General features: G+C 60.4%; 15 protein-coding genes. 7 read left to right on the plus strand and 8 right to left on the minus strand.

All coding sequences use genetic code 11. From position 1 onward, the window contains the following. Window positions 1–15 precede the first annotated feature (15 nt). The 6 genes from AB3X55_05090 to AB3X55_05115 form a co-directional block, all read right to left on the minus strand. Window positions 16–711, minus strand: a complete 696-nt coding sequence (locus tag AB3X55_05090) for an ABC transporter ATP-binding protein (GenBank protein ID MEX0502952.1) — start codon at window positions 709–711, stop codon at window positions 16–18. Beyond that, window positions 711–1,424, minus strand: a complete 714-nt coding sequence (locus AB3X55_05095; protein ID MEX0502953.1) for an ABC transporter ATP-binding protein — start codon at window positions 1,422–1,424, stop codon at window positions 711–713. The genes AB3X55_05090 and AB3X55_05095 overlap by 1 nt, the downstream gene beginning before the upstream one ends. After that, window positions 1,421–2,371, minus strand: a complete 951-nt coding sequence (locus tag AB3X55_05100) for a branched-chain amino acid ABC transporter permease (GenBank protein MEX0502954.1) — start codon at window positions 2,369–2,371, stop codon at window positions 1,421–1,423. The genes AB3X55_05095 and AB3X55_05100 overlap by 4 nt, the downstream gene beginning before the upstream one ends. Before the next feature lie 5 nt (window positions 2,372–2,376). Then, window positions 2,377–3,303 carry a branched-chain amino acid ABC transporter permease gene (locus tag AB3X55_05105; protein ID MEX0502955.1) on the minus strand — a complete coding sequence of 309 codons (927 nt, stop codon included), beginning with the start codon at window positions 3,301–3,303 and terminating at the stop codon, window positions 2,377–2,379. Between the two features lie 86 nt (window positions 3,304–3,389). Then, window positions 3,390–4,712 carry an ABC transporter substrate-binding protein gene (locus AB3X55_05110; GenBank protein MEX0502956.1) on the minus strand — a complete coding sequence of 441 codons (1,323 nt, stop codon included), beginning with the start codon at window positions 4,710–4,712 and terminating at the stop codon, window positions 3,390–3,392. A 108-nt stretch (window positions 4,713–4,820) separates the two neighbouring features. After that, window positions 4,821–6,230 (minus strand): hypothetical protein, encoded by a 1,410-nt coding sequence (locus AB3X55_05115; GenBank protein ID MEX0502957.1) that lies wholly within the window; start codon window positions 6,228–6,230, stop codon window positions 4,821–4,823. Window positions 6,231–6,326: 96 nt separating this feature from the next. Between AB3X55_05115 and AB3X55_05120 the strand changes: the two genes are divergently transcribed. The 6 genes from AB3X55_05120 to xylB all read left to right on the plus strand — a co-directional run bounded on the left by AB3X55_05120 (window position 6,327) and on the right by xylB (window position 15,197). Then, entirely contained in the window at window positions 6,327–8,432 is a 2,106-nt protein-coding gene (locus AB3X55_05120; GenBank protein ID MEX0502958.1) for a hydantoinase/oxoprolinase family protein, read from the plus strand. After that, window positions 8,429–10,186 (plus strand): hydantoinase B/oxoprolinase family protein, encoded by a 1,758-nt coding sequence (locus tag AB3X55_05125; protein MEX0502959.1) that lies wholly within the window; start codon window positions 8,429–8,431, stop codon window positions 10,184–10,186. Before AB3X55_05120 ends, AB3X55_05125 begins: the two co-directional genes overlap by 4 nt. A gap of 223 nt (window positions 10,187–10,409) precedes the next feature. Continuing rightward, on the plus strand, window positions 10,410–11,243 hold the full coding sequence (locus AB3X55_05130; protein MEX0502960.1) for a ferredoxin--NADP reductase: 834 nt from the start codon (window positions 10,410–10,412) through the stop codon (window positions 11,241–11,243). Between the two features lie 122 nt (window positions 11,244–11,365). Continuing rightward, window positions 11,366–13,237 (plus strand): molecular chaperone HtpG, encoded by a 1,872-nt coding sequence (gene htpG / locus AB3X55_05135; protein ID MEX0502961.1) that lies wholly within the window; start codon window positions 11,366–11,368, stop codon window positions 13,235–13,237. Between the two features lie 41 nt (window positions 13,238–13,278). Then, the gene (locus AB3X55_05140; GenBank protein ID MEX0502962.1) at window positions 13,279–13,575 is read left to right on the plus strand and encodes a hypothetical protein; all 297 of its coding nucleotides are present in this window, start codon (window positions 13,279–13,281) and stop codon (window positions 13,573–13,575) included. A gap of 176 nt (window positions 13,576–13,751) precedes the next feature. Next, window positions 13,752–15,197 (plus strand): xylulokinase, encoded by a 1,446-nt coding sequence (gene xylB, locus AB3X55_05145; protein MEX0502963.1) that lies wholly within the window; start codon window positions 13,752–13,754, stop codon window positions 15,195–15,197. Window positions 15,198–15,207: 10 nt separating this feature from the next. Here the strand turns inward: xylB and AB3X55_05150 are convergent, their stop codons facing one another. Further along, window positions 15,208–16,494: a cytochrome-c peroxidase gene (locus tag AB3X55_05150; GenBank protein MEX0502964.1), complete on the minus strand. Its 1,287-nt coding sequence runs from the start codon at window positions 16,492–16,494 to the stop codon at window positions 15,208–15,210. A gap of 24 nt (window positions 16,495–16,518) precedes the next feature. On the opposite strand from AB3X55_05150, the gene AB3X55_05155 reads away from it, so the two are divergent. After that, window positions 16,519–17,016, plus strand: a complete 498-nt coding sequence (locus tag AB3X55_05155; protein MEX0502965.1) for a tetratricopeptide repeat protein — start codon at window positions 16,519–16,521, stop codon at window positions 17,014–17,016. A gap of 45 nt (window positions 17,017–17,061) precedes the next feature. Here the strand turns inward: AB3X55_05155 and dctP are convergent, their stop codons facing one another. After that, the gene (gene dctP, locus AB3X55_05160) at window positions 17,062–18,120 is read right to left on the minus strand and encodes a TRAP transporter substrate-binding protein DctP (protein ID MEX0502966.1); all 1,059 of its coding nucleotides are present in this window, start codon (window positions 18,118–18,120) and stop codon (window positions 17,062–17,064) included. Between the last annotated feature and the right edge of the window lie 29 nt (window positions 18,121–18,149).

Genomic DNA, 18,149 nt, shown 5'->3' on the forward strand with positions numbered 1-18,149 from the left:
TATGTGGCTAGCGCCTTACACCCCGATAAAGCGATGCAGAAGATCCGGACTGGACTTCAGATCACCGGCATCAATGGCCGGATGACTGCGGCCATTTTCCAGAAACACGACCCTGTTGGCGATTGACAGCACGGCATCAACCCGCTGTTCGACCAGCAGGATCGCCACCCCCCGGTCGCGCAATGCGGTTACCGCCTGCCTGATCTGCTCGATCATCGAGGGTTGCAGGCCTTCGGTCGGCTCGTCCAGCAGCAGCACCGACGGTTCGATGCACAACGCCCGTCCGGTGGCGAGCATCTGCTGTTCCCCCCCGGACAGCGTATCGGCACGCTGGTTCAGCCTTTCGGCCAGACGCGGAAACATCTCAAGCACCCGGTCACGCGTCTCGCGACCCTTGCCACGCACCATCAGGCCGATTTCCAGATTTTCGGCAACGGTCAGTTCGGAAAACAGCCGCCGCCCCTGCGGGATATACCCGATGCCATGGCGCGGCACCTCGTTGGCCGGCAGACGCGACACCTCGACACCGTCACAGGTGACGGCCCCGGACCGGGCCGGCAACAAGCCCATGATTGTCTTCAGACAGGTTGTCTTGCCAGCCCCGTTACGCCCCAGCAGGCAGACGATTTCACCGCCCTGCACAGTGAAGGACACATCATGAAGCACCCTGATGTCACCATATCCGGACGACAGTTTATCAACAGTCAGCATCAGCCTGTCCCAAGATAGGCGGCCTGGACCGCCGCGTTGTTTCTGATTTCGGACGGTGTTCCATTGGCCAGAACAGCCCCGAAATTGAGTACGGTTATGGCGTCGGCGGTCTGCATGACGACATTGATGTTATGCTCGATCAGCAGCACCGTCATATCGCCGGCAAGCCCCCTGATCAACGCCACAAAATCAGCGATCTCTCTGTCAGCCAGACCTTGTGTCGGCTCATCCAGAATCAACAGCCGTGGCTGTTGGCTGAGCCCCATGGCGATCTCCAGCAACCGCTGGTGACCATAGCTGAGATCGCCGGCAAGCTGGTCGGCCCGGTCGGCAATGCCGACACGCTCCAGCGCTTCGGTTACCTGCCTGTTTGTTGCGGCCGTGTCGTCACCGGTCCGCCAGCGCAGCGCCAGCGCGACATTCTCGGCAACCGGCAGCCGGCTGAATACCGAGGTGATCTGGAACGTATAGGCCATGCCGGCCCGGATCCGCCGGTGCGCCGGCAGCGACGTGATGTCCTGACCGGCAAAACTGACCGTGCCTGCGCTTGCCGGGATCCGGCCAGACAGCATGCCGACAAAGGTTGTCTTGCCAGCCCCGTTGGGACCAATCAGGGCGCGCACCTCGCCGGCAGGAAGGTCGAAATCGACATTGTCGACCGCCTTCAGGCCACCGAAATTACGACTCAGGCCACGTGCGGACAACAGCGTCATGGCAGCCACCTCAAGGCACGGCGGCGCAGCTCGCCGACAAGCCCCTGCGGCGCAAACAATGTCAGCAGCACCAGCGCAAAACCGGCGATCAGCATATAGGCCGTTGTCAGCTCGCTCGACAGATCGATCAGATAGAACATGAACAGGGTGCCGACAAACGGGCCCAGGATTGTCCCGGCGCCGCCAAGCAGCACCCACAAAAGCGGGAAGATCGAATATTGAACCGACGCAAAGGTTGCGCCGGCATACCCGAACAGCAAGCCATATGCCGCCCCGGCGGCGGCGGACATGGTGCCCGACAGCACAACCGCGGCCAGCTTGTGACGGTGAATGTCATAGCCAAGCATCCGCGTTCGTTCCTCATTCTCGCGGATCGCCACAAGAACCCTGCCAAAGCCGGCCTGCACCACCCGAAGCGAGATCACAACACAGATCGCGAACAGGATCAGCGCGGCGAAATAGCGATTGGTGGGATCGGAAAGGTTGAAACCGGCAAGCTGACGAACCGTTTGCTGGATTACAAATCCCTCGTCGCCCCGCGTATATTCGCCAAAATAGAGTGCCGCAAGATAGCCTGCCTGGGCGAACATCAGGGTGACGATCATAAAGGCGACCCCGGCAGTTCGAAGCGCCAGCAGCCCGATCGCAAGCGATACCGCGAACCCTGCTGCAAGACCGGCAAGCAATGCCGGACCGGCGGCCCAGCCAAGATGCTGGATGGTCAGCGACATGCCGTACATGCCAGCGGCAAAGAATAGCGCATGACCAAGGCTGAGAAGGCCCGTATAGCCGAACAGGATATTGTATCCCATCGCATAACAGGCAAGAACCATCACCCGTGCCAGATTGCCGTGGTGATAGGCCGGCAGAACAAACTGCAGCGCGAACAGGAGGATGATCACGCCAATATGCAGCGTCCAGGATTTGCGAAGGTCACTGGCAAGCATAATGTTCACAGACCCGGCCTCCCGAACAGACCCTGCGGGCGGAAGATCAGCACAAAGGCAACCCCCAGCGTGGCAATGATCTTTGCCAGCGTCGGCGTGAAGAAGACCGAGATCATGCCATCACTGATGCCGATCAGCAGTGCCGCGACAACCGTGCCGGGAAGACTGCCAAGCCCCCCGATGATGACGACAATGAAGGACAGCAGCAGCGGATCGTGACCCATCAGATAATGCGCCTGCTGGATGGGCACGATCAGCACGCCCGCCAGCGCCGCAAGCCCCGCGCCAAGCCCGAATACGGCGGCGTAGACACGGTCAACCGGAATCGCAAAGGCCTTTGCCGTTTCACTGTCGAGCTGGGTGGCCCGCATGACAAGGCCGATACGGGTCCGGGTCATCAGCAGCCAGATCGCCCCCAGCAGCAATATCGCCGCGCCAATCACGGCAAGCTTGTAGCTGGTAGTGCCAAGACCCCACGGCCAGTAAAGCGACAGGCCGCCTTCGGTCCATTCGACAAACGGGATCGACAGCCGGTGATTGAACGGTGCCTCGACCGGGCGGGCATCGGGGCCATAGGTCATCAGCGTAATCTGCTGGATGATGTAGAGAAGGCCAATGGTGGCAACAATTGTGCGTTCGGGATCATAGCCGACCCGTTTCAGCACCAGCCTGTCGGCCAGGGTGGCAAGCAAGGCCGTTGCCGGCGGCGCCAGCAACAGCGCGGCAAGGAAATTGACGGCCGGATGCGCGTCGACGGCGCTGGCGATCATCCAGGCAAGCACCGCGCCAACCATGAAGAATTCGCCATGCGCCACATTCACCACGCGCATCACACCGAACACCAGCGACAGGCCAAGCGCCATCAGCGACAGCACGGCGGCTGTGACAAGCCCCTCTAGAAGGCCAAGTATCAGATAAGGACCAAGTTCCATGAGTTGTGGCGAATGCCACTCCCCCTCAACAAACCGGAATAAATGAAACAGGCGTGGCTGGCATCACAGCCAGCCACGCCCGAAGATCAGAAGGACTGCTTGGTGTAGTCCACCTCGTCAGGATAGTAGGTATCCTCGATCGACGTTGTATGGGCGAGGTTGAGCCTGCCACTCTCGACCTTCGTGATGTACTGGTGGCCAAAGGTCTGGTGCGTCTTGCCGTTGAATTCCTTGGCCCCCTGCGGATGCGCATAGGAATGTGGCATCGACGTCATCGACTCGACAGCCTCGATCAGCTTGGCACGGTCACCGGCACCGGCATAACCGGATGCCTCCATCCCGGCCTTGACGATATGCAGCGTCTCCCAGCAGCCGAACATGTGGGCGTAGGTCGCGACATCCTTTGGATCGGATACAGACGCGCCATTGGCATCGACACCAACCGCCTTGCGATAGGCCTTGTCATAATCCGACTGGTTGGCCTGTGCGTAGCGCGGATTGCCTTCCCAGAAATAGGTCCCTTCAAGGAATTCCAGACCCGGGCTGGCAAGGTCGACCGCCTCGAGCGAGTCGATGAAGCCGAAAATCTCGGGACGCGAATTGCCGAAGAATTCACCCATTTCCTTGACGAAGGTCAGAACCGCGGGCCCAACCATCACGTGATAGATCACATCGGTATTGCGCGGAATCTTCGGAAAATATTTGGTGAAGGACGTCTCTGTCGGCGGGATCGCGATCTTGGCGACAACCTCGCCACCCTGCGCCTCGACAGCGGCCGAGAAGTAATCGCGATGATCATGCCCGAATGCGAAATCCGGATAGATCATGGTGACCTTCTTGCCAAGCGAGCTGGTGACGAACGGCGCCATCGCCTGGACCTGGCTTTTCACGTCGGTAATGCCGGGCTGAAGCGTATAGCGGTTCAGCATGCCGCTGGCGACATGATGTCCTTCCGACACAACGAAATAGGGGATTTTCAGCTCGCCGGCGCGCGGTGCGGAACCGATCACGACATGGCTGAACAATGTGCCAAAGGCGATATCACACCCATGCTGTGTGGCCATCTTCTCGACCACCTCGGCACCACGCTTGGGGTCGGTGCCATCATCCTCGGCAACAATCTCGACAGGACGGCCATTGATGCCACCTTCGTCATTGATCTTGGCGACCGCGGCCTTGGTTGTGCGGTCATACCAGCGGCCATAGGCGGCGCCGATGCCGGTGCGGTGTACCTGGAAGCCGATCTTGATCGGCTCGGAACTCTGAACCTGTCCGTACCGACCGAACAGCGGCATGCTGCTGGCAGCGGCGGCGAGTGCCGATGTCGCGGCAAGCGTCTTCAGAGCTTTACGACGATCCGGCGATTTCACCGAATTGTCGGCAGCAGGTTTTTCAATTGATTTGGTCATGGCTACCTCCCTTGCAATATATGTGGACTCCCGGCTTGGATGCCGGTTGTGTTTCGTTGTCCCACGATGAAGATTGTGGGCACGCAAACGAGTTGTCCAGATAAAATTTCATCCACCCTTCGGCGCCGCCAGCAACCACAGGCCAAGCCATGTGTAGAGAATCATGAACAGGGCCAGCGGCAGACCCGCGGTAAAGGCGCGGCGAACCCCGCCATAGGCCTGGGCCGCATTCGCGTGCGCGAGGATCACCGCCAGCACGTGACCGAACACGATAATGGCAGCCTGGCTCAGCCAGATCAGGCGCATCGATTCCCGATGGTTGAAAAAGCCCGTCGTGACGTGAAACCTGTCAAATCCAAGCCAGTTGCCGCCAGTGCCGAGCGGATCGTTCAACGCCACCAGGACATATTGCCCGTCAACAAGGAGTGAAGGCAGGTAATGCGCCACATGATAGGCAAAGGCGATGGGCAGTATGGTGGGCGCGAACACCGCCAGCAGATGTCCGGTCCGGCCGGGGCCGGCCACCAGCCTGTCGCCGGCCAGGACGAGCGCCGTAAACAGGCTGACCAGAACGAGGTTGGCCGACAGAAGACCACCAACCACCGGCATCACAACAGCCGACCTGCCGGGAAAGGCAAGCGGATTGATCCCGATCAGGTCGAGCCAGACAAAGGTTTCATTGAAACCGTCAAATGATCCTGTGCCAAGCAGCACCAGAATAAAGACAGGCATGCCGCGCGCTGCACGCGCACCATGTGCAAGCTGCCATCCCGGCCAGCCGATCCGCACCCGCCCGCCGCGCCGCGCCAACGGGGCCAAGCGCCCGAACTGTGCCATGATCACCGAAAATATCTCGACCTGACGAAGCCACCGTCCCGGCCCGCACAGCGCCATACCCATGATCGTGACCGCACAATAGACACCGCCAGCCATGCCAAGCCGCGACGGGTCGTCCGGCGCCGGATCGGCAAGCGTGAACATCGAGAACCCCAGAAGCAGCACCACCGCCGGCCAGACGCCAAGCCGCGCCGGCAGGACCAGTGGCGGACGTGGCACCGCTGCGGCAAGCGGCCCGACAAGCCAGCGCCAGGGTGACATCCAGCCCCAGAGGTCAAACAGAAATCCCTGGATCATCGGCGAGGCCATCCAGAATACCACCCAGAAGCCAAGTACAAGCGGGTTTTCAAGCGGATCACGTGTGCCCGAAATTCCGCGTGTCAGAAGCCAGCACAGCAGCAGGAAAAAAGCAAAGCTGGACAGGTTGCGAAGGATCGGCGGCGCGGCAATCGGCCCCAGATCACGACTCGGCAGCAGACGTGACACCGACCTGTGAGGAAGGAACCAGAGAAGCAGAAGGCTGAGAGCGACAATGATCACCCCAACGGCCATGTAGGGGCCGGTCGGCAGCAGCGCGACAAAACTCTGGCCGGTTGCATGCGCAAATGCCGGCACTGGCGGCAGGATGGCAAGCACCATGCCGGCCACGACAACACCCCACCTCTCCAGACGATCTTTCATGCGAAACGACACCATATCCGGATTTGGAAAGCCAATTGACAATTTGTCAATATTCGGTGCTCATTTGTGTACGAACAATATCGGGGATCAAGGCCGATGACGGCGCGCGACCAAGCCCAAAACCAAGCCCAAAACCAAACCCGGGACCAAGCCCGGCAAAATGACCTGATCGGGGTCGATGTCGGGGGCACATTCACGGATCTTGTCAGGCTTGACCAGCGAACGGGCACCGTTCATCTGTCGAAAGTGGCAAGCACGATCGACAATCAGGCCTTTGGCGTGATGACGGCGCTGCAGGAGGCGGGAACCGACCTTCGCGACGTCGCCCTTGTCATTCACGGCACCACGACAACGACCAATGCCGTTCTGGAACGCAAGCTCAGCCGTACCGGCCTGATCACCACGATGGGCTTTCGCGACGTTCTGGAACTTGGCCGCAGAACCCGGCCCCAGCCCTATGGGATGAAAGGCGATTTCACGCCGATCATCCCGCGCGACCTGCGACTTGAGGTGCCGGAGCGCCTGGATTATGCCGGCCGCGTTGTGACCCCGCTTGATGAGGATTCTGTCCGCAAGGCAGGTGAACAGCTGCTTGCCGCCGGAGTGGAATCGGTGGTGGTTCATTTCCTGCATGCCTATGCCAACCCGGCACATGAAATGCGGGCCGCGGAAATTCTCGCCGGCTTCTGGCCGAATGACTACATCACCACCGGCCATTCCCTGTTGTCGGAAAGCCGCGAGTTTGAACGCGGGGTCACCGCCGCGGTGAATGCCTCGGTCCAGCCGCTTCTGGAACGCTATATCGGGCGACTGGCACGCGAACTCAGTGATGGCGGTTATGGTGGCGAGCTTCTGGTGATGAACGGCAATGGCGGCACCGTCTCGGCAAGCCGTGTTGTTCGCGAGGCGGCAAAGACAGTGATGTCGGGGCCGGCCTCCGGCGTGATTGCCGCCGCCTATACAGGTCGTCGGGCGAACCGTCCCAATCTGATCACCTATGATATGGGCGGCACCTCGACAGATGTCGCGCTGATCCGCGGCAGCGAGCCGTCGGTCTCGCACGAAATCGAACTTGAATATGCCATGCCAATCCATGTGCCGATGGTCGATGTCCGTACCATCGGTGCCGGTGGCGGATCCATCGCCCGGGTCAATGAGGCCGGCCTTCTGGAGGTCGGGCCGCAGAGCGCCGGTGCCACCCCGGGGCCGATCTGCTATGGACGTGGCGGCACAAAACCCACCATTTCCGATGCCAACATGCTTCTTGGCAGGCTTGATGTCGGCAAGCTGAAATCCGTTCCGGGACAGGTCGATCTGGCGCAGATCCGGCAGATTTTCCAGACCGAGCTTGGTGACCCGCTTGGCATTGATGCCGAAAGCGCCGCGGCGGCGGTGATCCGCATCGCCACCACCCGCATGGCTGGCGCGACACGCATGGTGTCGGTGTCTCTTGGCGAGGATCCGCGGGATTTTTCGCTGTTTGCGTTTGGCGGCGCCGGACCGCTCCATGCCTCGGCGCTGGCAGGCGAACTCGGCATTCCCGAAGTGCTTGTCCCGGCACGGCCCGGCATCACCAATGCCCTTGGATGCATCGTTGCCGATCTGCGGCATGATTTCGTGCAGACTGTCAACACCCCGCTGGCCGCCCTCGACATGCAAAAGCTGGCCGGCATCCTGACCGGACAGCGCGACGAGGGAACAGCGCTTGTCAGGCAGGAACCAGTCGAGATCTCGGACATCAGCATCCAGCATTCGCTGGACATGCAATTTGCCGGACAGACACATCTTCTACAGGTGCCGCTGGGGGGTGACGGACTGGATCGCGATGATATTCAGGCACGGTTCGAAGAGGTCTATTTCAACAGGTTCAGGGTCCGGCTGCCGGAAATCCGCGCGCAGGTGGTGAATGTCAACACGACGGTCATTGGCTGCCGCGCCGAGATCGATCTTGGCGGGTTGATCGATGATGCAGGACGTGCCGCCACACTGGCCGAGGCACAGACGGGAACCCGGCAGGTCTGGTTTGGCGATGGCTGGTGCGACACCCCTGTCTATACACGCGAAAGGCTGCCTCTCGACATGCGTCTTCAGGGACCGGCCATTCTGGAACAGATGGACAGTACGATCCTGATCCAGCCGGATGACAGCGCCAGCGCCGACAGTGACGGCAACATTCTGATCAGCGTCGGAGGCGCGTCATGAGCCTTGATCCCATTACCTTGAGTGTTATCCAAGCCGGGCTGCAACAGGCCTGCGACGAGATGGATCTGAGTTTTTCGCGTGCCGCCTTTTCGCCGGTGATCGCCGAGGCCAATGACCGGTCGGACGGCATCTATGCCGCCGATGACGGTGCGTTGATTTCCCAGGGTGCCGGTGGGCTGCCGGTCTTTGTGGGAACCATGCAATATTCCACCGCCGAGCTGATCAGGCTGATCCGTGAAGGCGAAGCGGCAGCGCCCGAACCGGGTGACATATATATCGTCAATGACCCCTATCTCGGCGGCACGCATCTGATGGATGTACGGTTTGTCCGACCCTATTACCGGAATGGCACATTGTGGTGCTGGCTGTCCAATACCGGGCACTGGCCGGATACGGGCGGCGCCGTGCCGGGTGGATTTTCGGCTTCGGCCACGGCGGTTGAACAGGAAGGGCTTCGGCTGCCACCGGTAAAGCTGTTCAAACAGGGGGTCATGGACCGCGAGATCTACGCCATTATCTGTTCGAACATCCGGGTGGCCGACCAACGGATCGGCGATGTCAAAGCACAGGCGGCAGCGCTTGATGTTGGGGCGGACAGGCTGGACCTGCTTCTGGATCGCTATGGTGATGAAACGGTTGAACAGGCCATTGCCGAACTTCGCAGCCGCGCCGCGACCCAGATGCGCCAGCTGATTTCGCGGATGCCGGCTGGCAGCTGGAAATCGGTTGCCTATGTCGACAGTGACGGTGTTGTTGATGAACCTCTGGAAATCAGACTTACCGTCACGCGCGAGGATGATCGCCTTGTCTTCGATTTCAAGGGGTCCAGCCCGCCCTGTCGCGGACCGATGAATTCGGTTCTCGCCACAACACTCAGTTCGGTCTATCTGGCGATGCGGCATATCTTTCCCGAAGTGCCGATCAGCGCCGGCGCCTTTGAGCCTCTTGAAGTGATCAGACCCGAAGGCACCTTTCTTGATGCCCATTACCCGCGCCCGGTATCGGGCTGCGCGGCCGAGGTCAGCCAGCGCATCGCCGAAGCGGTCTTCGCGGCGCTGGTACAACCCCTTCCCGACCGTGTCACCGCTGCCCCGGCCGGCACAAGCGGCAATTTCGCGCTTGGCGGCCACAATGCCGAACGGGGTCGGGATTTCGTTATGTATCAGCTGTCCGGTGGCGGCTATGGGGGCAATGCCGATGGCGACGGGCTGAGCAATGGCTGTTCGACCATCGGCATTTCAAAGGCACCGCCTGTGGAAATCATGGAACAGGCCTTCCCGGTCCTGTATCACCGCTATGCGCTTCATGAAGGTTCGGCCGGTGCCGGCAGGAACCGCGGTGGGTTCGGCCTCGATTATGAACTTGAGCTTCGCAACGGCGAGGCCCGCGCCAGTTTTGTGATGGATCATGGCCGGTTCGGCCCGCAGGGCGCGCTTGGCGGCGCGGATGGCGAGGTAAACAAGGTCGTGGTGATCCGTAACGGTGACCCCTATGTCCCGCTGCATCTGTCAAAGGAACAGGATATCGCCCTTGCCCCGGGTGACCGTGTCTGGGTCCGCACCCCCGGCGGCGGCGGCTATGGTGATCCGTTCGAACGCGCACCGGAAGCCGTCCTCGAGGATGTGCGGCTGGGCCGCTACAGCGCAGCGCAGGCAAAGGATCTTTATGGCGTGGTCATCAGCGAGGGTGATGTTCCGGCGGTCGACGAGGATGCCACCAGACAGGCCCGCGCTGCCCGCCAGCCTGCCAGCTAAAACGAACCGACCATACCGGGGCCATATCGGGGCCATACCCACCCGTCATCCGCCTGCCTGACCAGCCATCGGGCAGACAGACAATCTTTTGTCTGTTCGGCTGTTTGTCTGTCCGGCAGCTGACGCCTGTCCTGCATATTGTTTGTGTACAAATGATTATCGTTTGTGTACAAATGAACATTATGTTCGTGTCCATCGATTCATGGGATCTGACGGGATGACAATGAATATGGCGGCAACCAACGCATCATATGCCACCGAGATCAGCGATCAGCCGGTGCGATGTGAAACGCCGTCCGGCTGCCATGCCGAGACGGTGACAGAGGTCGAACACTATACTGACCGGCTGTTTCGATTCCGCATCACCAGACCGGCCAGTTTCCGGTTCCGGTCCGGCGAGTTTGTGATGATCGGCCTGCCCGGCGCGCGCCCGGTCTTTCGCGCCTATTCCATCGCATCACCATGCTGGGACGACACTCTGGAATTCTATTCCATCAAGGTTCCCGGAGGTCCACTGACCGAATTCCTGCAGCGTGTCCAGCCTGGCGACACCATCTGGATGCGAAGCAAATCCACCGGCACGCTGGTCCTCGATGCCCTGTTGCCGGGCCGCCGCCTGTGGATGTTCGGCACCGGCACGGGCATTGCGCCCTTTGCATCCGTGGCCCGCGATCCGGAAAGCTATGAGAAATTCGATTCTCTGGTGATCGCGCATGGCTGCCGTCTGGTAGCCGAACTGACCTATGGCCGACACCTGGTTGCGGCGACGCGCACGGACCCGCTTGTCGGCGACCTGGCCGCAGACAGGCTGCATCTGATCGACGCCACGACCCGCGAACCATATGAACGCACCGGCCGCCTGACGGCGTTGCTGGAAAACGGCACTCTTGAATCAATGGCTGGCGCCGCGCTCGACCCGGCCACCGACCGCGTGATGATCTGTGGGTCGAAGGCGGTTCTTACAGACCTTCGTGACGCGCTGGAATCACGTGGCTTTACCGAAGGGTCGAATGCCAGACCGGGCACGTTCGTGATTGAAAAGGCTTTTGTGGACTAGACCAAACCACGCATCCATGCCGCCGCCTGACCAATTGCGGACAGGCCGGTGCCCGGATCATCTTGAAATTGGCCCTGATGAAAATTAAATGCCCTCAAGACACATCACATGGGGGCCAGAGCATGTCCAATCAGGTTTTCGATTTCGAGGCTGATACCGGCAGGATTCTCGATATCGTCATCAATTCGCTGTATTCGCAGAAGGAGATTTTCCTTCGCGAATTGATCTCCAACGCATCCGATGCCATCAACAAGCGCAAATTCGCCGTGCTGAGTGCCGGTGATGCGGCCGACATGTTTGATGGCGAAATCACCATCCGCGCCGACAAGAGTGCGCGCACCCTGACCATCAGCGATAATGGCATCGGCCTGACCGCCGCCGAGATGAAGGAAACGCTGGGCACCATCGCCAGTTCCGGCACCAAGGCCTTTGTCGAAGCGGCAAAGAGTGGCAAGGAAGGCGATGGTCTGACCGACCAGCTGATCGGGCAGTTCGGGGTCGGCTTCTATTCCGCCTTCATGGTGGCCGAGACAATCGATGTTGTGTCAAGGGCGCATGGCGCCGCCGAGGCCAGCCACTGGCACAGTGACGGCAGCTCCGGCTTTTCCATCGCCAGCGCCAGCCGCGAGGATGTCGGCACCGATATCACCCTGCATCTTCGCAAGGATGCCAAGGAATATATCGAGCGTGAGCGGATCGAACATCTGGTGAAGAAATATTCGGACCACATTGCGCAGCCGATCATGTGGAATGACGCCAAGGCCGACCCCGAGCGACTGAACAGCGCGGTGGCGCTGTGGACGCAGCCGGCCAAGGATATTTCCGAAGAGGAATACCAGAATTTCTATCTGTCGGTTGCCGGTGCCTATGACACGCCTTTTGCGACACTTCACAACAGAACCGAAGGCGCTGTCGAATTCACCAATCTTGTCTTCATCCCCTCGACGGCACCCTTTGACCTGTTCGACCCGGAGCGGCGTTCGCGTCTGCAGCTCTATGTGAACCGTGTCTTCATCACCGACAATTGCGAGGGGCTGGTGCCGAAATGGCTGCGCTTCCTTCGCGGAGTCATCGACACACCGGACGTCGATCTGAATGTCAGCCGCGAAATGCTGCAACAGAACCCGGTTGTGACCAAGATCAACAAAGCCGTGGTCAAGCGCGTGCTTGGCGAATTTGGCAGGGCACTGGACAAGCGCCGCGACGAATATGAAACCCTGTGGGCGGCGCTTGGCCGGGTGATCAAGGAAGGTCTGTATGAGGACGATGCCAACCGCGCCAAGATCCTTGATATCAGCCTGTTCCGGTCGACCGGCAAGGACGGCATGGTGACATTGAAGGAATATGTCGACGGGTTCGCATCCGGCCAGGAGATGATCTATTACCTGTCGGCCGAGAATGCGGATCTGGCAATGACAAGCCCGCATCTTGAATCCTTCCGCGCCAGAGGGATCAGCGTCCTTGTCCTGACCGATCCGATTGACGATTTCTGGCTCGCCAATACGCCGGAATTCGACGGCAAGACGTTCCAGTCAATCACCCGTGGCGATATTGATATTTCGAATGTCGGTGAGCCAAGCAAGGACGACACCGATGCCGATGCCGGCCTGTCCGACAGTTTCGTGGCAAAACTGAAACATGTCCTTGATGGGACTGTCGCCGATGTGCGCAGTTCGGCCAATCTCGAAACAAGCCTGGCCCGGCTTGTCGCCGACAAGAGTGGTATGCACCCGCAGATGGAACGGATGATGCGGATGCATAATCCGGACTTTCATGGCGGCCCGAAGATTCTGGAGATCAATGCAAAGCACCCGTTGGTCAAGGCGTTGAACAGCCGCATGGAATCGGGCGAGTTTGAGGGCTCGGACAGCTTTGCAAAGCTGCTGTATGACAGCGCCATCGTTGCCGAGGGCGAGACCATCGCCGACCCGCGCGAATTCACCGAACGCATCGCCGCGGTGATGGAACGGGCGCTTGCCAACAGCAAGTCCTGACATGTCCCGGCCGAATGATTGGCAGATATCAAGGAGCAGGAATGATGAAGCGCCTGGTGGCAATCAGTCTTATGTGCGGTCTGATGGCGGGCACGGCACGCGCCGCTGAAGACAGGGTCGATTATCTGTTGCTGTGGGTGATTGCGGGCGGTGATTATGTTGACAGCGGCTTTCGCTTCGACGCCGCCGGCGGCTGTTTTGCAAAAGCGCAGAATATCGCCAGCGACATGCAATATGTCGGCATGGGAGCGCCCCAATTCACCTGCGTGCCTTTGAAGCCGGGTCATGAATTCAATGTCTCGCGACAGCCCCGGAATGGCAGCAGATTCCCCTTCTGACATGCTGTGTGGCACCAGCCTGTATCGGATGGTGTTAAATATACGGTTCACCGGGATCTTGGCCAACCAGCAGGTGCCTGACGACCGCCAGCCCGACTGTCAGGCATCCCCGTGAAGCAAGGTGCAACGCACTGCCATTCGATGATAGGCTTGCGACCCACATAACGGAGCGAGTCATGTTTCTTGGTATCGATCTTGGCACATCGGCGGTAAAGGCGCTGCTTGTCGATGAACATGGCACAGTGGTCGCCAGCCGATCCGCCGCCCTTTCCGTCAGCCGGCCGCAGCAGGGATGGTCGGAACAGGATCCCGAGTCCTGGTGGCAGGCTGCCGATCTGGCGGTACGCCAGCTTGGGCGGGAACAGGCTGCAGGGATTGCCGCGGTCAGGGCCATCGGCCTGTCGGGACAGATGCACGGGCTGACGGCGCTTGACGCGGCCCAGCAACCGCTGCGGCCAGCCATCCTGTGGAATGATACCCGGTCATCCGCCCAGGCGGCCCGGCTTGACAGCACATATCCCGAATTCCGCGAGATTGGCGGGAATGCCGTAATGCCGGGCTTCACAGCGCCAAAGGCTGTCTGGATGGCCGAGGCGGAGCCCGAATCCTTCAGCAGCACCGCATTGATTCTTCTTCCCAAGGATTACCTGCGTCTGCGGATGACGGGCGAGGCGGTGTCGGACATGTCCGATGCGGCGGGCACATTATGGCTCGATGTGGCTGCGCGCGACTGGTCTGACAGGCTTCTGGAGCTGTGTGGTCTTGACCGGTCGAACATGCCGCGTCTCGTCGAAGGCAGCGCCCCGTCCGGCCAGCTTCGCGCCGAGATTGCCCGCGAATGGGGCATTGACGGCAGACCGGTTGTTGCCGGTGGCGGCGGTGACAATGCGGCAGCGGCTGTCGGACTTGGCACCGTTGCACCGGGAGACAGCTTTCTGTCGCTTGGAACCTCGGGTGTTGTGTTCACGGTGACAGACAGGTTTGCCCCGGCTGCCGAAAGCGGCGCACACGCCTTCTGTCATGCGCTGCCGGATAGCTGGCACCAGATGGGGGTGATTCTGGCGGCAAGCGACTGTCTGTCATGGCTGTGTGACATCACCGGCGCCGATATCGACACCTTGATGCGCGACCTTGCCGACACCGACCTTGCGGCCGCCGACCTGCTGTTTCATCCCTATCTGTCCGGCGAGCGGACGCCTCATAATGATGCCGACGCCCGCGGTGGTTTCTTTGGCCTTGCGCGGCATCATGGCCGCGGCGAGATGACCCGCGCGGTGCTGCAGGGGGTCGCCTTTGCAATCGCCGATGCCACACAGGTGCTGGCCAACGCCGGTGCGGCGCCGACAAGGTTGCTGGCCACGGGCGGCGGCGCCAAGAATGAAACCTGGCTGGCCTATATTGCAGCGATGACGGGCGTTCCGGTCGACCTGCCTGCCGACGGCGATTTCGGTGCCGCGCTGGGCGCTGCGCGGCTTGCCATGATGGCGGACGGTGCCAGTGTCGGTGATGTCTGCCGCAAGCCGACCATCCGGGCGACGATCAATCCGGACCCGGCGCTGGTGGACGGGCTTGGCGCGGCACAGGCGCGCTGGCGTCAGATCTATCAACTGCTGAAGGGCTGAGGCGTCCGGGTCACCTGTCGACCGGCAGGCCGGACGGCACGCTGGCGGGAATACCCAGCGGAAGGGCGCGCGCTGTCTGCCCGGTCAGCGCATCCATGAAATCGACAAGCGCCGCGACCTCGCCGTCAGTCAGTCGGCGTGGTGTAATATCGACACGGCGTTTCAACCGGTCCATCTCCAGCCGGTCCTGCCAGACCACAAAATCAATGGCTTCAAGCCAGGGCGCATCTGGAAGATTGGCCATTTCCGGACGCCAGCGTCCAAGCGCGCCAACGGGGTCCAGATGATGCCTGATCACGCCCTCGAGCGTTGGATAGGCACCATTGTGGCCATAGGGGGCGGTCAAAGCGACATTGCGAAGTGACGGCGTACGGAACCGGTAGGCATCCGCCAGATCATCGGTTTCTCCCATTCGTCCGACATCGCGGGTGTAGGGGTCGAAGCGGCGCGTTCTGCCGGGCCCGAACGGCGGCATCGCCAAGGCGTGGAACTTCTGGTCGGTCAGCAACGGGCCGCTGTGACAGTCGGCGCATCCCGCCTTGCCATAGAACAGCACCGCACCCTGGCGCTGGCGGGCCGTCAGCGCCATCTCGTCACCGGCGAGAAACGCATCGAAGGGCGAGTCGTTCGACCTGAATTCCAGCGCGATAAAGGCCGCCAGCGCCTCGCCTATATGGCTGATCGTGACATCTTCCGGACGATCCACAGTATCGAATGTCTCGACAAACATCTCGCCATATTCGGGGATCACCCGGACCCGCTTGGCCAGGATCGGCCAAACGGCATCGATCCGGTCATGCAGCGCGCCGGCGACCTCGTTTTCCTTCGGGTTGCCGGCCATTTCAAACTGCGCCGTCATGGGAAAAATGGCCTGCGTTCCCAACACCGTTTCCAGACCATGTGGCAGCCATTCCTCGGCTGGTGTGTTGAAGCCATTGTCAAAATCATCGGCAATCGCCAGACGCCCGTCATGGAACAGCACGGTGAAGGCCTTTGCGCCAAGATTCCACAACGCGCTGGCATTTCGCGGAACCCGTTTCTTGATCCGTGACTCACCGGTGCCGGGATGACGTTCCGGACCGACCCCGACTCCCCCCTCTCCGATGCCAAGCGACAGGCCGTCGGCACCACCAAAACGATGGTGGTGGCAGGTGCCGCAGGAAATATTGCGGTTGCCAGACAGAATCTTGTCATAGAATAACAGCTGTCCGATCTTGGCGCGGGCCGGCGAAAAGCTATGATAGTCGGAATCGGTCAACGGCTCGGGAAAGGGCGATGCCACCGCGGGCCCGGCCATGATGAAAAGCAGAAGCAGACACACATGAGACAACGCACCGCTCGCCTTTTCGTTCTTCTGATCATTGCCAGACTGTGTCTTGGCAGCATGCCGGCCGCCGCCGAGATTGAACATGCGCGCGATCTGATGGAGACCAACCGCTTTGACGAGGCGATGCGGGAATTGTGGCCGGCGGCGCGGTCCGGCAACGCCGACGCCGAAGAACTGATCGGCGTCATGTATGCGATGGGGCTTGGCGTTGAACAGGACTATACCCGCGCCTTTGAATGGTATCTGCGCTCGGCCATGAAGGGCCATCCCGGCGCGCAGTCCGGTGTTGGATGGTACTATGAGGTCGGCCTTGGAATGCCGCAACCCGACCTTGTGCGGGCCTATATGTGGTATGTGCTGTCGGCCATCGGCGGCGATCCCGACGCCGCGATCAGCCAGGAAGAAGTCATCAAGAAAATGACGCCGGAGCAAATTGAGAAAGCGCATGAGCTGATCGATGATTACCGGGTATGGCTCTATCCATTCAGATAGGCCGGGCGAAACAGGTTCGCCCGGCCCCTTGTTCGGTTCGCCTGCTTACATCAGGTCCTTGCCGCGACCGGCATTGATGTCGGCTTCGGCGTCGGCAACAGCCGATGTCAGTGCGTTGAAGATCTTTTCACCGCCATCGACATTGGACTTGAACCAGTCATAGACAGGTGCGGCTGCGTCCTTGAAGGCTGCCTTTTCGGCAGGGGTCGGCACATAGAGGTCACCACCACCGGCAACGAAGTCTGCATAGGCCTGGATCGACTTGCGCTTTGGCGAGGCAAAGGTTGCCTGCTGCAGCTGCGAAAATCCGTCGACAACGACGCGGCGCAGACCTTCAGGCATGCCGGTGAACTTTTCGTTGTTCATCCACCACAGGGCACCCATATAGGCGTGGCCGTCAAGCGTGACATATTTCAGGCCGGCATCCGGGAATTTCATGCCCATGATGTCGGTGATGCCGTTCTTGGATCCCTCGACAACACCTGTCTGGAAGCTGGTGAACAGCTCTGGCCACGGAATCGGTGTCGGTGATGCACCAAGCGCACGAACCAACTCCTGCGGCAGGTCGGCAACAACGGTCCGGATCTTCAGCCCTTCCATATCGGACGGGTTCTGGATGCGGCGACGTGTGTTGGCAAAGTTACGCCAGCCACCCGTGTTGCCAATGGTCATCAGGCGGATCTTGCCCCCCGAATCATCCAGCGCCATTGAGCGCATGGTGCGGGTGAAATCGCCGGACAGAACATGTTCCGCCACCCGGTCGTCAGCCATCAGATACGGCAGATCGAGAACCTGCACATACGGGAAGATGCCGGCGGCACCGCCCGAGGTCGAAATGTAGACATCGATCGAACCGTCAGCGACACCCTGCAGGCACTCTGCGCCCTTGGAGCAAAGCTGCGTGCCGATGAAAAGCTCAACCTCGATGGCGCCGTTCGACGCGCTCTCTACATAGTTCTTGAAAACAACCAGACCGTCATAGTCCTCGTCATTCTCGTTCGAGTTTGCGGTTGCCCGGATTGTGTAATCCGCCGCATAGGCTGTGAGCGATGCTCCAGCCATCATGGCTGCAACGAGCAGCGTGGAAAATAACCTTTTAAGCATGTGGGTCCTCCGTGATTGCTATGCGTTAA

It is taken from the genome of Alphaproteobacteria bacterium LSUCC0719 (assembly GCA_040839025.1).
Taxonomy (GTDB): domain Bacteria; phylum Pseudomonadota; class Alphaproteobacteria; order Puniceispirillales; family Puniceispirillaceae; genus UBA8309.

Excerpts from the sequence above, each read along its gene's own strand:
- AB3X55_05090 (MEX0502952.1), bottom strand. The coding sequence starts at position 711 with ATGCTGACTGTTGATAAACTGTCGTCCGGATATGGTGACATCAGGGTG.
- AB3X55_05095 (MEX0502953.1), bottom strand. The coding sequence starts at position 1,424 with ATGACGCTGTTGTCCGCACGTGGCCTGAGTCGTAATTTCGGTGGCCTG.
- AB3X55_05100 (MEX0502954.1), bottom strand. The coding sequence starts at position 2,371 with ATGCTTGCCAGTGACCTTCGCAAATCCTGGACGCTGCATATTGGCGTG.
- AB3X55_05105 (MEX0502955.1), bottom strand. The coding sequence starts at position 3,303 with ATGGAACTTGGTCCTTATCTGATACTTGGCCTTCTAGAGGGGCTTGTC.
- AB3X55_05110 (MEX0502956.1), bottom strand. The coding sequence starts at position 4,712 with ATGACCAAATCAATTGAAAAACCTGCTGCCGACAATTCGGTGAAATCG.
- AB3X55_05115 (MEX0502957.1), bottom strand. The coding sequence starts at position 6,230 with ATGAAAGATCGTCTGGAGAGGTGGGGTGTTGTCGTGGCCGGCATGGTG.
- AB3X55_05120 (MEX0502958.1), top strand. The coding sequence starts at position 6,327 with ATGACGGCGCGCGACCAAGCCCAAAACCAAGCCCAAAACCAAACCCGG.
- AB3X55_05125 (MEX0502959.1), top strand. The coding sequence starts at position 8,429 with ATGAGCCTTGATCCCATTACCTTGAGTGTTATCCAAGCCGGGCTGCAA.
- AB3X55_05130 (MEX0502960.1), top strand. The coding sequence starts at position 10,410 with ATGAATATGGCGGCAACCAACGCATCATATGCCACCGAGATCAGCGAT.
- htpG (MEX0502961.1), top strand. The coding sequence starts at position 11,366 with ATGTCCAATCAGGTTTTCGATTTCGAGGCTGATACCGGCAGGATTCTC.
- AB3X55_05140 (MEX0502962.1), top strand. The coding sequence starts at position 13,279 with ATGATGAAGCGCCTGGTGGCAATCAGTCTTATGTGCGGTCTGATGGCG.
- xylB (MEX0502963.1), top strand. The coding sequence starts at position 13,752 with ATGTTTCTTGGTATCGATCTTGGCACATCGGCGGTAAAGGCGCTGCTT.
- AB3X55_05150 (MEX0502964.1), bottom strand. The coding sequence starts at position 16,494 with ATGGCCGGGCCCGCGGTGGCATCGCCCTTTCCCGAGCCGTTGACCGAT.
- AB3X55_05155 (MEX0502965.1), top strand. The coding sequence starts at position 16,519 with ATGAGACAACGCACCGCTCGCCTTTTCGTTCTTCTGATCATTGCCAGA.
- dctP (MEX0502966.1), bottom strand. The coding sequence starts at position 18,120 with ATGCTTAAAAGGTTATTTTCCACGCTGCTCGTTGCAGCCATGATGGCT.